This is a genomic window from Streptomyces sp. NPDC102462 (assembly GCF_044765425.1).
Classification (GTDB): domain Bacteria; phylum Actinomycetota; class Actinomycetes; order Streptomycetales; family Streptomycetaceae; genus Streptomyces.
This window is the reverse complement of record NZ_JBIWKB010000001.1, coordinates 339647-354645: the sequence shown is the minus strand read 5'-3', so window position 1 is coordinate 354645 and position 14999 is coordinate 339647. Positions and strand designations below refer to the sequence as shown.

General features: G+C 74.2%; 4 protein-coding genes. All 4 read right to left on the bottom strand.

Annotation, left to right across the window (positions count from 1 at the left end):
* Positions 1 to 72: 72 nt before the first annotated feature.
* Positions 73 to 222, bottom strand: a complete 150-nt coding sequence (locus ACIRFL_RS01515; RefSeq protein ID WP_404022981.1) for a hypothetical protein — start codon at positions 220 to 222, stop codon at positions 73 to 75.
* 32 nt (positions 223 to 254) lie between these two features.
* On the bottom strand, positions 255 to 1133 hold the full coding sequence (locus tag ACIRFL_RS01510) for a TauD/TfdA dioxygenase family protein (RefSeq protein WP_404022980.1): 879 nt from the start codon (positions 1131 to 1133) through the stop codon (positions 255 to 257).
* A 422-nt stretch (positions 1134 to 1555) separates the two neighbouring features.
* Positions 1556 to 10705, bottom strand: a complete 9150-nt coding sequence (locus tag ACIRFL_RS01505) for an amino acid adenylation domain-containing protein (protein ID WP_404022979.1) — start codon at positions 10703 to 10705, stop codon at positions 1556 to 1558.
* Positions 10705 to 14742: an amino acid adenylation domain-containing protein gene (locus ACIRFL_RS01500; RefSeq protein ID WP_404022978.1), complete on the bottom strand. Its 4038-nt coding sequence runs from the start codon at positions 14740 to 14742 to the stop codon at positions 10705 to 10707. Before ACIRFL_RS01500 ends, ACIRFL_RS01505 begins: the two co-directional genes overlap by 1 nt.
* Between the last annotated feature and the right edge of the window lie 257 nt (positions 14743 to 14999).

The window sequence follows — 14999 nt, the reverse complement described above, 5'->3', positions numbered from 1 at the left end:
GAGCGCGTCGCCGAGCGCTTCGGCGTGGGCCTCGGCGAAGGCCCGGACGCCCGCTTCGCTGCTCAGCCGCGCCTACGCGTCGGCCTCGGCCGCGGCGAACCCGTTGGCCGGCGCGTGGTCGCGGGCGTTGGCATGCCCTTCGGCGTAGCCGCTCGCCCGGTCGTGGGCGGCGGCGTGCGTCCACAGCAGGACCTGACCGAGCGCCGCCCTCCAGGTGGTCATGGGACACCTCCGCTTCCGTCGGGGGGGGCCGGTCAGGCGTCCAGACGCGTGCCGTCGATCGCCACCCGGCGGCCCTCGCGGGTGTGCGGGAAGTAGTCCCACACGGCGTGGTGCTGGACGCTGCGGTTGTCCCAGAACACGAGGGTGCGTTCCTGCCAGCGGACCCGGCAGTGCAGCAGCGGCGTCCGGGCGATGTGCGCGTACAGCAGCCCCAGCAGGGCGTCGCTCTCGGCTCGGGACAGCTGGGTGATGTGCGAGGTGTAGGGGGCGTTGACGAACAGCAGCCTGCGGCCGGTCTCCGGATGCCGGACGACCACGGGGTGGACGGTGCGCGGCACGTCGTACTCGAGCGGCGGGTACTGGCCGGCCGCGGTCCACGGCAGGGCACCGTCGTGCAGTGCGGTCAGGCCGTCCAGGAAGCCGCGCAGGGCGGGCGAGAGCAGTTCGTAGGCGAGGTGCATGTTGGCGAAGAGGGTGTCGCCGCCGCTGCCGCCCTCGGGGATCGTGGTGATGTACAGCATCGAGCCGAGCGAGGGCTCGGCGTCGGCGGTGCCGTCGGCGTGCCAGCCGTTGCCGGCGACGGACCGGGACTCCTTGGTCGCCTTGATCTCCAGGATGTACGGGTCGGAGCCCTCGGGCGCGAGGGCGACCGGGTGCAGTGCGCCGAAGACGCCCGCGAACCTCTTGTGTTCCTCGGGGGTGATGTCCTGGTCGCGGAAGACCAGGACATGGTGGGTGTGGAAGGCGTGCCTGAGTTCCTTCTCCTGCTGGGGCGTCAGCTCCCGCGACAGGTCGAGGCCGGTGACCTCGGCGCCCAGCACCGGGGTGAGGGGCGCGACGGTGATGGTGTCGTAGGGTCCGGCGGGGCGGGTGGTGAGCCGTTCGACGGCCCGCAGTGCGTGGTCCTCCATGAGGGACCTCCCTGGGATCGAGTGGGCGGGGCGGAGTCACAGTCCGCGGTCGAGGAGTTCGGCGACCACGAGGCGGGCCGAAGGCGAGGTCGCCGTGGATCGTGTCGTCGGCCCGGCAGAAGGCGGACCGCTGCCGTCCCGTGCCGTCGGTGACACGGGCGCGCAGGTCGGTGCTGTGCGGGGGGGGGAGTCCGGGGGGCGGCGGCTCGGCGTCGTACCCGTGCAGGCCCTGCTCCAGGAGGGCACGGCGGATGTGTCCGGCAAAGCAGGAACCGGCGGTGACGACCGGATCGTCCTGGCCGATGGCGAACTTCGGGGTCCACAGGTCGGTGATGTCCGCGGGTCCTGCTTCGGCGACCGCGGTGCGCCAGAAGGACCGCGCGGGCAGGCGCAGACAGGGGTGCCGCACGCAGGTCGCCTCCTCAGGGCCGTCCGGCCGGGTCCGCCACGTCGGGCGGTGCCGCCGCGAGGACGGCGGCGATGTCCCGGACGTGGGGCTCGGTGACGAGTGCGTAGTGGTCGGCGTCGATGCGGTGGACGCGCAGCGGCCGGGGCAGACGGTCGTCCCAGTCCTCGGGTGCGGTCGTTTCCGGCGCGAGGTGTCCTTCGGCGACCGGGCGTCCGGCGAGCCACAGGGTGGTGGGTGTGGCGTCGAGGCGCGGCACCCGGTGCTCGGCCATGGCCGCGAGGTTGGCGCGGCAGCAGCGCGCGAGGCGTTCGGCGTAGCCGCGGCCGGGCTCCGTCAGCCGTCCCGTGCCGTTGCCGCTCAGTTCGCGGGCGAAGACGGCGCGCACCTGTTCCTCGTCGTAGCCGGCGAGGCGTCGCCCGGCGCCGGGCGGGGGCGGGTCGAGCAGGAACAGGGCGTCCACGGGACGGTTCTCCGACTCGGCCCGCGCCGCCATGGACAGGGCGGTCCAGGCGCCGAACGACCAGCCGGCGAGCCGCAGTCGCCGGCCGGGGCCGGGAAACGCGTCCCGTAGGGCGGTCAGATAGCGTTCGGCGCGGTCGGTGATCGACCAGGGGGGCAGCGTGGGGTCGCGCAGCGCCGGGTCGGCGATCAGACAGACCGTCAGGTCGCCCGGCAGTGCCGCCGCCAGGGGGCGGTAGGCCTGGATGTCGCCGCCGACCGGGTGCACCAGGCACAGCACGTCCCGGCCCGCGCCGGGCTGCCACACCTCCACGTCCACGGCGTGCGGCGGCCGGGTGCCGGTGCCGAGGTGGCCGAGGATCTCGGCGAGACTCACCCGGTGGCTGAGGCGGGACAGTTCGATGTCGGCGCCGAGACGGCGCTTGACCTCGTCGAGGAGTTCCAGGAGGGTCAGCGAGTCGGCGCCCAGGTCGTACAGCGCGGTCCGCGGATCGATGGTCTCCACGCCGAGCAGGTCGAGCAGGATGCCGGTGAGTTCGGCGGCGGGGTCGGCGACCGCGGGGGCCGGGCGCGCGCCGGCTGCCGGTTGGTGGCCGGCCGGGGGCGCCGGGCGGGTCTCGGGCGCGGGGCGGGTCTCGGACGGCGGTTCGTAGTGGGCCCGTGCGGTGGTCAGGTCCGTGGTGCTGACCATCAGGTGCGGCAGTTGCAGATGCAGGGCACGCTCGAACACGGCCGCGCCCTCCGCGGGCGTGAGCGCGACCCTCAGGTGCGCCTGGTGACGGGCGTCGCCGCGCAGCGCGTCCGTCGCCATGCCGACGTCCCGCCACGCGTCCCAGCCGACGCTCGTCCGCACGGTGGTGTCGCCGCCCGGGGACGCGTAGTGGGCGTAGGAGTCCAGGCAGGCGTTGGCCGCCGCGTAGTCGAACTGGCCGACTCCGCCGAACCGGGCGGCCATCGACGAGCAGTAGAGCGCGTAGTCGGGACGGTGCCGGGCGATGAGGACTTCCACGAGCAGGGCGCCGCGCAGCTTGGCCGCCGTGCCGCGGCGGGCGGTGCCGGGCTCGCGCCGGGCGAGCAGGCCGCCCGCGCCGGTCCCGGCGGCGTGGACGATGCCGGTCAGCGTGCCGAGATGCGGTGCCAGCCGGTCCGCGACCGCTTCCGGTTCCTCGGTGGCGAGGTCGGCGGGGACCAGGGTGACGCGGTCGGCGAACGCCGTGAGCGCGGCCGGTGTGTCGGTGCCGCGCGCGACGAGCACGACGCGGTTGCCGGGGTGTGCCAGCAGGCGTGCGGCCAGGGTGCCGCCGATGCCACCGGTGCCGCCGAGCACCAGGTGGGTGCCCGTGGCGGCCGGGCGGAGCGCGTCCGCCACGGTGTGCGGCGCGGGGACGGGCTGGATGGTGCGGTGCCACCAGAACCCGTCGCGCAGCGCCGTCGCCGTCCCGGCCTGGGCAAGGCCGGTGTCGAGGAGCAGATCCGGCAGCCGGGCCGCCCAGTCGGCGGGCCGCGGCCCGGGCAGGTCGGCCCAGCGCAGGGACACGCCCAGTTCCTGCCGGGGCACTTCGAGGGCCGCGGCGAGCAGGCCGGCCTCGGGGGTGCGGACGGCGCCGGTGACCGGCTGCGCCTGGTGGGACAGCAGCCAGGCGTGCGGCCGTCGGCCGTCGGGGACGTCGGCGAGTGCCCGGGCGAGCGCGGCGACGGTGTCGAGGCAGGCCCATTGGGCCGTCTCCAGGGCCGGGGTGCGCGGGCGGCCGTCCAGGGCGAGCGGCAGCGCGTGCAGCCAGTCCACGTCGGGTGCGTCGGGGCCGGTGACGCGGGCCAGCAGGGCGGCGAGGTGCGCGGGCTCGGCCGGGTCGGCCTCGTAGCGGTCCTCGTCGAGGCGGACGAGTCGGTCACCGGCGCGCACGGTCACGACGCGGGCGTAGTGCGGTGCGAGGGACCGCCACGACTCGTCGTCCGAGCCGGGTGCGGTGACCACCACGGCGGTGCGGCGGGGTGCGCGGGCGGCGACGCGGGCGCGGCGCAGCCGCGTCCACAGCGGCTGGTGCAGCCAGTGGGCCGCGGGCAGCCGGACCGCCGCATCGGACCCGGGTGTTCCGTCCGGTACGCGCGCCGTTGGGACGGGGTGTGGCCGGCGGGGTGCGCGCGGGAAGTCGTACTGGGCCGTCTCGAAGGCGGGCGGCGGGAAGTCCCAGGGTGCGCAGGCAGGGCCCGCGGGCCATACGAGGTCCTGTCCTGCCGTCCATGCCGCGGCGAGGGTGTGCGCATCGAGGCCGTCGACGGGCAGCGGGGTGGAGGACGGTGGTGCGGCGGTCGTCGTCAAGGAGCGCAGCCAGACGACGGCGGACGCCGCGTCCGGGCAGACGGCCGCCGCCCGGTGGCCGAGCGCGGGCCGACCGGCCTGGAGGTGGCGCAGCACCCGCGGATAGGCGTCGGGGTGTGCGTCCAGGTAGTCGGCGATGCGGCGGGCGTCGGCGCGTACGGCGGCCGCGGAGCCACCCGACAGCGTCAGGCAGGGCACCGTCTCCGGCACGGGCGGGGTATGGGTGTCCCGCGGCTGCTCCAGCAGCACATGGGCGTTGGTGCCGCCGATGCCGAAGCTGCTCACGGCGGCCACCCTGAGCCGGGCCGCCGGCCAGGGCTCGGCGGCGACCGGTACCCGGAACGGGCCGTCGTCGATCTCGGGGTTGAGCCGGTCGAAGTCGGCGGTGGGCGGAACGACCCCGTGGTGCACGGCGAGCACGGCCCGTACCAGACCGACCACGCCGGCCGCGGCGCCCAGGTGTCCGATCTGGCTCTTCACCGACGACAGCGGCACACGGGCGTCGTCCGCCAGTCCGTAGGCCTGGCGCAACGCGGCGGCCTCCACGGGGTCACCGAGCCGGGTGCCGGTGCCATGTGCCTCGATGTAGCCGAGGTCGGTGGCGTGACGACCGCTGCGTGTCAGGGCGGCACGGATGGCGGCCCGCTGTCCGGCGAGGGCGGGGGCGCTGTAACCGAGCTTGCCGGCACCGTCGTTGTTGACGCCCGATCCGGTGAGGACCGCGTACACGGTGTCGCCGTCGCGGCGGGCGGCCGAGAGCGGTTTGAGGACGACGACGCCGGTGCCGCTGGCCGCGACGGTGCCCTCGGCGTCCGCGCTGAAGGGCCGGCAGTGTCCGTCCGGCGAGAAGATGTGCTGCGGCCGGTAGGTGTAGCCGTCGGTCAGTTCGGTGTCGACGAGGACCCCGCCGACGAGCATCACGTCGGCATCGCCCTGCCGCAGCATCCCGGTGGCGACGTGCACGCCAACGAGGGAGCTGGAGCACGCGGACTGGAGGGTGAACGCCGGGCCCGTCAGTCCGAGGTGGTAGGCGGCCTTGGTGGCGAGGAAGTCCTTCTCGTGGTGCTGGCCGAGGCGGAAGGCGTCGGGCAGCGCGTCCGGATCGGCCTCGCGCAGCATGCGCTGGAAGTAGGTGTTCTCGCCGCAGGAGGCGATGATCCCCACCCGCCGGGTGGCCGGGTCGCCGAGTCCGGCGTGGGCGAGTGCTTCGACGCAGTTCATCAGCAGGTGGCGTTGCTGGGGGTCCATCAGCCGGGCCTCGTGCGGGCTGATGGTGAACCGGCCCGGGTCGAAGTCGAGCAGGCCCGCCATCTGGCTGCGGGCGCCGGTGCGGCCGTCGGTCGCGGGAAAGTGCTCGATGCCCCGGCGGCCGGTGGTGACCAGCTCCCAGAAGGCGGCCAGGTCGGGCGCGCCGGGCAGCCGCACGGCCATCCCGACGACGGCGACGGCGTCGGCGGCGGTGTCGGCGGCGGTGTCGGCGGCGGGTCCGGCCGCTCGTGCCGCGGCCGTCGCACGGGCCGAGGTGGCGGTGGACCCGTCCGTGACGACCCGGGCGAGCGCGCGGAGGCTGACATGCTCGAACAGGTCGGGGACGGTGAAGGGGAGGTCGCCCTCTGCCGCGCAGCGCAGTTGGAAGCGCATCAGGTCCAGGCTGGTCGCCCCGGCGTCGAAGAACCGCTGGTCGACGCCGGCCGTCCTGCCGGTCGTCGTCTCGAACAGTTCGGCCAGCCGTCGTTCGAGGGGCGAGAGGGTGTCGGACGTCGCGGTGGCCGGCAGCAGGTCCCGGCCCGGTGCGGTGAGCGCCGCCCGGCGGTCCAGCTTGCCGCTCGGTGTGCGGGGCAGCCCGGCGAGCAGACGGAAGCGGGCGACGCGTACGTGGGCCGGGAGCAGGCCGGCGAGGTGTGCGGCGAGGCCTGCCGGGTCGGGGTCCTCGCCCCGGCACTGGAGGACGGCCAGCAGCCGGCCGTCCGCCACGGCGGCGACGGCGCCCGTCACCCCGGGGTACTGGAGGAGTGCGGCCTCGACCTGTCCCAACTCCAGCCGGTGGCCGCCGAGTTTGACCTGACCGTCGTCGCGGCCCGCGTAGTGCAGCAGGCCCTGCCGGTCGAAGTGGGCCCGGTCGCCGGTGCGGTAGAAGGTGCCGAGGTCCGGGTCCTCGACGAACCGGTCGTGGTGTGCGCCGTCGTCGCCGAGGTAGCAGCGTGTGGCCATGGGGCCGCCGATGAGCAGTTCGCCGGTGACGCCGGCGGGGGCGGGGAGGCCGGCCTCGTCGGCCACGCGGAGCACGGCCCCCGCCACCGGGCGGCCGATCGCGGGGCGGGCCGGCCAGTCGGCGGGGTCCCCTTCGAGGCACAGGCCGCTGACGACATGGGTCTCGGTCGGGCCGTAGTGGTTGAACAGCCGGGCGCCAAAGAGCCCGGCGAACCAGCGGCGTACGGCGTCGGTGCACACCAGTTGTTCGCCGGCGGTCACGACGTCACGGAGCCGGGAGGGGAACCGCCCGAGGCGCACGCCGTGTTCGGCGAGCAGTTGCAGGGCCACGTACGGCAGGAAGATCCGTTCCACCGCCCCGTTCTCCAACTGCTCCAGCAGGGCCGGCATGTCCTGCCGCCAGGCCGGCTTCACCAGGCGCAGTTCGCCGCCCGAGCACAGGGTGGTCAGGATCTCCTGGAAGGAGACGTCGAAGGACAGCATGGAGAACTGCTGGGTGACGGCGGGCCCGCGCAGTGCGCCCTCGGCGCGCTGCCAGGTCAGCAGGTTGCACAGGGTACGGTCGGGGACCTGGACGCCCTTGGGGATGCCGGTGGACCCGGAGGTGAACAGGGTGTACAGCGGGCGCAGCCCCGCATGCCGGTGGGGTACGCGACCGGCCCGGGGGGTGTCGGTGCGGGTGACCGTGTGCCGTGGCAGGTGGGGCGGCGCGATGGCGTCGAGGGCGCCGGTGTCCTCGGGGGCCACCACGACACACAGCGGATCGGCCTGGTCGAGCACGTGCCGCAGCAGGGCCGGCGGATAGGCGGGGTCGAGGGGGACGATGGTCAGGTTGAGCCGGGCCGCCGCCAGGAGGGCGACGATGTGTTCGACGGAGGGCCGGAGGTAGAGAGCCACGGCCGCCGGTGCGGCGGGATCGGCCGGCCGGTGGACGCTGAGGACCGAGGCGAACTCGTCGGCGTGTGCGTCGAGTTCGGCGTAGGTGAGGGTGGTCCCTTCGAGGGTGACGGCGGGCGCCTTGGGGGTGCGGGCGACCTGGCGGGCGAATCCGTCGGCCACGGTGGCGAAGTCCGGCTCCGACTCGGCTCCGCGGCCCGCACCGGCCGTCGTACGGCGGTAGGGGGCGACCAGTTCGCGCAGGGTGATCCCGGTGTCGGCGCTCAGGTGGTCGAGGGTGTCGCGGAAGAGCCGGGCGGCGGCCTCGGCCCGCTCGGTGCCGATGTCGTCGCGGTACTCCCACAGGCAGTCGAAGCCGGATTCGTGCTCGATCACCGACAGGGTGAGGGCGCACTTGGCGCCCGTCGGCTGCGGCCAGTACGGACGGACCTCGCAGCCGTCCAGGCGCAGCCGGGAGAACTCGGTGTTCTCCAGCACGAACAGGTAGTCGAACAGCGGGGTGCGGTCGTGGAGGGCCGGGTCGGCGAGGACGTCGGCGAGGGCGACCTCCTGTCCTTCCAGGACGGCGCGTACGGTGTCGGCGTGCTCGGCGAGTTGGGCGCTCAGGGTGTCATGCGGCCGGACGGTCGGATCGAGGAGCACGGTGTTGGCGAACATGCCGACCGCTTCGGCGAACTCGGGGCGGGGGCGGCCCGCGACCGGGGCGGCGACCAGCGGGCGGGTCTGTCCCGTCACCGCGTACAGGGCCGCGGTGAACGCGGACACCAGCAGCTGGAACCGCGTCAGGCCGGTGGCCGCGACGCGCCGGTCCAGGGCGGTGCGGCGGACCAGGTCGAGGGAGGTGCGCAGCAGCCTCGCCCGCGGTGGGCCCGTGCGCTCCGCGGCGGGCAGGGCGGGTGACGGCGGTGTACCGCCGCCGTAGTGGGCGAGCAGCCGGGCGCGGCGGCGTGCGTAGCCGTCGCTGGTGTGCCAGGCGCGTTGCCAGCGTGCGAAGTCCAGGGGTGTGGTCTGCGGTGCCGGGCGGTGGCCGGCCCCCGCGTATGCCTCGCTGAGGTCGCGGAGGAGGAGGTTGAGGGACCAGCCGTCCACGGCCACGTGGTGCAGATGGAGGAGCAGGAGACCGCCGTCGGCCCGTGCGGCCCAGGCGGCGCGGAGCATCCGGGGCTCGGTGAGGTCGAAGCGGTGGGCGAAGAAACGGTCGGCGGTGTCCTGCCACCGCTCCCCCGGCCGGCCGTCGAGCAATCGCCAGGGGTCGTAGGGCTCCTCGACGCGCTGGAGCAGCCCGTGCGCGGCGGGGATGAGCCGGGTGCGCAGGGCGGGGTGCCGCTCCACCAGGGAGCGCACCGCACGGTGCAGCGCTTCCGGGTCGGCGCGGCCCTTGATCCGGAAGACGAGCGGCACGTCGTAGGAGCGGTCCTGCGGGTCTCGTACGTGCAGCAGCCAGAGGCGTTCCTGCTCGCCGGTGGCCGGTGCGACCGGCTCGCCCGCCCCAGGCGGCACCGGCGGGTGTTCGCCCGCGGGGGGTCGCGGGGCGTGGACGGCGTCCGCGAGGGCGGCGAAGTCGGCGCGCAGCACCAGGTCCTGGGGCAGGTCGACGGCGAAGCGGCTGAGGATCTCGAAGCGGAACCGCAGCGCCTGCAGTGAGTCTCCGCCGCTCGCGGCCCAGCGGTCGTCCGGGCGCAGTCCGGGGACGCCGAGGATCTTCTCGGCGACGTCCAGCACCGGCCGCTGCTCGGCGCTGATGTGTGCGGCGCCCGTTCGGGTGCCGCGCCACGGTGTTCCCGCGGCGCCGAGCAGGGCGGCCCGGTCGATCTTTCCGTTGCCGGTCAGCGGAAGCGCGGTGACCAGGTAGGTGTGGTGGGGGCGCAGGTACGGCGGCAGGGCGGTGGTGAGGTGGCGTTCGTAGGCGTCGAAGGCGAGGCCGTCACCGGGGACGAGGAAGGCCAGCAGTTCGTTGCGGTCCGCCGCGTCGCGCCGGGTGCACACATAGGCCTGGCGGACGGCGGGCAGGGCGAGGAGCTGCCGTTCGACCTCGCCGGGTTCGATGCGGAAGCCGCGCACCTTGACCTGTCGGTCGGCCCGGCCGACGTAGGTCACGCGTCCCTCGGCGTCGGTGCGCACGAGGTCGCCGGTGCGGTACCAGCGGCGTGTGGTGCCGCTGCCGTCCGGCAGTTCGACGAAGCTGCGCGCGGTCTGCTCCGGCAGGTTGCGGTAGCCGCGGGCCAACGCCGGTCCGGACAGCAGCAGTTCGGCCAGTTCGCCCGGCTCCGCGGTGCGGCCGTCCTCGGTGCGCAGCAGCAGGCCGGTGCCGGGCAGTGCGGTGCCGATCGGGACCGAGTCGCCGTCGAAGTCCCGTGGGATGGGGTGGCACAGGGCGAACGTCGTCGCCTCCGTCGGCCCGTACACGTTGTGCAGGACCGTGCCCGCGCCCGGGTTGGCCGCGTACCAGCGGCGTATCACCGCCGCGTCGAGGCGTTCGCCGCCGACGAGGACCTGGGCGGTATCGGCGAAGCAGTGGGGGGCCTTCTCGACGACCGCGTTGAACAGGGCCACCGTGATGAACAGGGTGTCCACGCTGCGCTCGCGCAGTGCGGCCGTGAGCCGGTGCGGGCTGTGCACCTGGGTGTCGTCGAGTACGACGCAGACGCCGCCGGTCAGCAGCGGGGTCCACACCTCGAAGCTGAGGGCGTCGAAGGCCGGGTTGGCCAGGCAGGCGTAGCGGCTGCCCGGTTTCAGGTCGATGTAGCCGGGGCGGGCCAGTCGCAGCACGCCGGCGTCGGTGACCTCGACGCCCTTGGGGCGGCCCGTGCTGCCGGAGGTGTAGAAGACGAAGCCGGTCCCCGTGGTGCCGTGGTGCGCCGGTGCGGGCCCGGCGTCCGGCTCCGGGGACAGGAGTTGGTCGACGTGGAGTCCGCCGGGGTGAGTGCTGTGTCCGTCGTGGACCACGCTCACGGCGCCGGAGTCCTCAAGGATGTGCCGCTGCCTCACGTGCGGGCTGAGCCGGTCGAGGGGGACGACGGTGGCGCCGGCCCGGCGGATGCCGAGCAGTACGCAGACCAGCCGCCAGGAGCGGGGCAGGCAGACGGCGACGGCCTGGCCGGGGCCCGCTCCGTGGCGGCGCAGACGGACGGCCACCCGGCCGCTGAGCCGGTCGAGTTCGGCGTAGTCCAGGACCCGGTCGCCGTCCTCGACGGCGGGGGCCGTGGGTGTGCGGCGGGCCCGGTCGAGCACGGCCTCGGCGAGCGAGGCGGACGCCGGGAAGGCAGGGGTGTCCATCACGCCTCACCCACCGGCGCTGCGACGGCGTCCGGCCGCGGTGTCAGCCGTGGGTCGTGGTGGGCGAGTTCGGCGGCCAGCAGCGCGGCGATGCGGGCGCTGGTGGCGCCTTCCAGGATCTCCCAGTGGTCGCAGTCCAGCGTCTCGACCCGGAAGGCGCCCTGTGCGCGGCGTCGCCAGAACGCGCGGACCTGGGCGTGGAAGGGGGTGTCGGTGCCTCCCGGCACGGCCTGGGCGAGGACGAGGCGGGCCGGGGAGACGGCCGGCACATGGTCCCGGGCGGTGAGCCTGTTGTGGTTGTAGAGGCGGAAGTAGCGGTCCACCTGGGTGTCGTCGATGCCGGGGTACATTCCGTTGAACCTGACGAGTTTGTCGCGGAACTCGGCCGCGTCGACGGCGGTGATCGCTTCCCGGGCCGCGGCGTCGTCGGTGGCCTGTGTGTCGAGCAGGACGACACTGACGTCACCTCGTCCGGCGCGGCTGAGCAGGCGGCCCATCTCGTGGGCGACGAGCCCGCCGTAGGACAGGCCGGTCAGCACGAGCGGTCCCTGGCCGAGCGGTTCGAGCAGGCGCAGGTATTCCTCGGCCATGGCCTGCACCGTGGGCAGGACGTCCTCCCCGGGGTTCACACCCGGGGACTGGATGCCGTACAGACCGGTGTGTTCGGGCAGGTGGGCGGCGAGCGGCAGGTAGCAGAAGGCGGTGCCTCCGGCGGGGTGCACGCAGATCACCCGGGGGCCGGTGCCCCGTCGGAACTCGATCAGGCTGCCCGGCGCGCGGTGGGTGCCGTCCTCGCGCAGCAGCGCGGCGAGCGATTCGATGGTGGGACGCATCATCACCTCGGCGACCGGCAGCCGGCGCCCGAAGGTCTCGCTGACGTGGTGGGCCATCTTGATGGCGGACAGCGACGTGCCGCCGATGGCGAAGAAGTCGTCGCCGACCCCGATGGCGGGGTGCACAAGGACGCGCTGCCATATCCGGTACAGGGCGTGTTCGACATGGTCGCGTGGGCTGGCGGTGTTGACCTGGTCGGACGTCTGCTCGTGGGCGAGCCGCACCAGTGCGGGGCGGTCGAGTTTGCCGCTGCGGTTCAGCGGGAGGTCCGCCAGGTCGAGGACCACCGCGGGGATCATGTAGTCGGGCAGGGTGCGGGCGAGTGGGGTGCGCCAGTCGGCGCGCGGCGGCGCGGTCCCCCGGCCGACGCCGGCGATCAGCCGTGGCCGGCCGACCGGGTCGTGGTCGGCGAGGACGGCGGCCTCACGCACGCCCGGCAGGCGCAGCAACGCCGCCTCGATCTCGGCGGGTTCGATCCGGAAACCGCGGAGCTTGATCTGGTCGTCGGCGCGTCCCGCGTAGTGGGCCTGGCCGTCGTCGTCCCAGCGGGCGAGGTCGCCGGTGCGGTACAGGCGGGCGCCGGGGACGAACGGGTCGGGCAGGAAGCGTTCCCCGGTGAGGTCGGGGCGGTTCAGGTAGCCGCGGGCCAGGCAGGCGCCGCCGAGGTAGACCTCGCCCACGACGCCGGGCGGCACCGGCTGCATCTGGGCGTCGAGCAGGTAGAGGCGGGTGCCGGGCAGCGGCCGGCCGATGGGGCAGGGGCGTTCCAGCGGGCGGGGCCGGTAGTAGGCGGTGCTGTACAGCGTCGCCTCGGTGGGGCCGTACCCGAAGCAGACGCGCAGGCCCGGCAGGTGCTCGGTCATGCGGTGCAGTGCGGCCTCGGTCAGCGACTCGACGCCGGTCAGCAGCTTGCGCAGGGGCAGGCCGCGCAGGCGCGTGGCGGGATCCTCGTCGATCCACCGGACGTAGGCGGGCGGCAGGAACGCCTGTGTCACCCGGTGTTCGCGCATCCACTCCAGCACGGCGTCCGGGTCGGCGCGCAGTTCCTCGGGAACGATGTGCAGTTCGCCGCCGGTGGTCAGGGGCAGCAGCAGTTCGTGGACGGACGCGTCGAAGGCGATGCTCGACCAGGCCGAGCCGACCTCGCCCACGGCGGTGCCCATCCGGTCGTGCCAGACCGTGAAGAGGTTGAGGACGCTGCGGTGCTCGACGGCGACACCCTTGGGCCGTCCCGTGGACCCGGACGTGAAGATCACGTACGCGATCCGGTCCGGGGCGCGGTCGACGCCGGACGGCGGTCGGTCCTGCCTCGCGCCCTCGGCCTCCACGGCGCTCAGGTCCAGCCATGGCTCGGGGCGCTCCCCGGTGGCGTGGTCGCTGAGGACGACGGGGCAGCGGGCGTCCTCGACCATGGCGGCGAGGCGGGCGAGGGGCTGGCCGGGGTCGAGCGGGAGATAGCCGGCCCCCGCCTTGAGGATGCCCAGGATGCCGACCACCAGGTCATGGGTCCGTCGCGCGTGCAGTCCCACCACATCGCCGGGACGCACGCGGCGGGCGGCGAGGGCGTGCGCGAGCCGGTTGGCGCGCCGGTCGAGGGTCGCGTAGTCCATCGCGTGCGCGTCGGCGACGACGGCCGTACGGGCGGGGTGTTCGCGGGCGCGGGCTTCGAAGAGGTCGGTGATTCCCGTGGCCGTGCGCAGGGCGGTCGCCATCGGGTCGCCCGGTGTGGCCTCGCCCGGGTGCTGTGCCGCGTCTCCCTGGCCGATGAGTCGCAGGCGCTCCGGCGCCGCCATCAGTTCCAGGGTGCGGATGCCGCGGTCCGGCTGCCGGGCCATGCCGGTGAGCAGATGGCGCAGGTGTCCCGCCCAGCGCTCTACCGTGGTGGCGTCGAACAGGGCGGTGGCGTGGTCGAGGTGTCCGGTCAGGCGTCCCCGGGACTCGGTCACCGACAGGGCGAGGTCGAACTTGGCCGGGGCGTGTGCGATCGGCAGCGGCTTCGCCGTCACCCCGGGCAGCCGCAGCAGGTCGTGACGGTCCGGCACCCACGCCAGCATGGTCTGGAACAGCGGGGTGCGGGAGGCGCTGCGCGGCGGATTGACCAGCTCGACGATGCGTTCGAAGGGCAGGTCCTGGTGGTCGAGTGCGGCCCGGACGACGGCACGGGTACGGGCCAGCGCCTCGGCCGCGGTGGGGGAACCGCCCAGATCGATGCGTAACGGGAGGGAGTTGACGAGGAAGCCGATGAGACCGGCGGCACCGGGTCCGCGCCGGCCCGCGGCGGGGCTTCCGACAACGATGTCGTCCTGCCCGGACAGCCGGGACAGCAGGACGGCCCAGCCGGTCAGCACGGCGACGAACAGGGTGGCCCCCCGGGACCGGGCGAGGTCGCGGAGCGCGGCCGTGACGTCGGCGTCCAGAGCGAACTCGACGCGCCCGCCCGCATAGCGCTGTTCCGCCGGGCGCGGTCCCCGGGTCGGCAGCTCCAGCGCGGGCGGCGCATCACCCAGCACGCGTTTCCAGTAGTCCTCCTGAGCGGCGAGGGCCCCGCCGAGAACGGCCTCGCGCTGATGCTGCGCGTGGTCCGCGTACTGCGCCCCGAGTTCCGGCAGATCGGCCGTGCTGTGTGTCACGGACGCCGTGTACAGGAGGGAGACCTCCTTCATCATCACGTTCATCGACGCGCCGTCGTAGATGCTGTGATGGAACGTCAGCAGCAGCACTTGGCGCTCGGCGTCCAGCGCGATCAGCCGACCGCGCCCGAGCGGTCCGGCGGACAGGTCGAACGGACGCTCCGCCTCAGCCCGTTGGCGCTCGGCCACGCGCTCGTCGGGGTCGGTGTGCGCGGTCAGGTCCTCGATGTCGAGGGTGAACCCGGCTCCCGGCGCATCGATGTGCTGGCTGACGCCGCCCGCCTCGGCCACCAGCCGTGTCCGCAGGCTCTCATGGCGGTCGGTCAGTGAGTCGAAGGCCCGCGCCAGGGCGTTCCGGTCGAGCGGGCCGGTGAGGGTGAAGGCGAGGGTTTCGTTGTACGCGGCGTTCCCGCCCGGGAGTTGGGCGAGGAACCACAGTCGCTGCTGGGCGAAGGAGGCTGGGCGGACACGGACGGGCCCAGCTGCGGGGACGGGGTGGGAGGTGTTCTGCACCGGCAAGACCTGGCCTCCTATGGGGGGTGGGACCGGGGGCGGTACGAAGGCGCAGCGCATGACGGCACCGTGCGGAGTGCCGAAATCGGGGAACTTCAGGGAAACTCGGGGAATTGAGGAAACTCGGGAAACCGGGGGAACTCGGGGAAGTGTCGTTCGGCGGGCGAGATGTGCCGGAGCGTGCGATGTATGGGGCTGGTCACAGCGATGCACTGGTCATGTGGAGTTGCTCAGGGGACTCCGTGACACACCTGTGATGGTCAGCCAGACCCCGAGGGCATGTCAACACCCGCCTTCCGCAGGTGAGTTGATGAGCA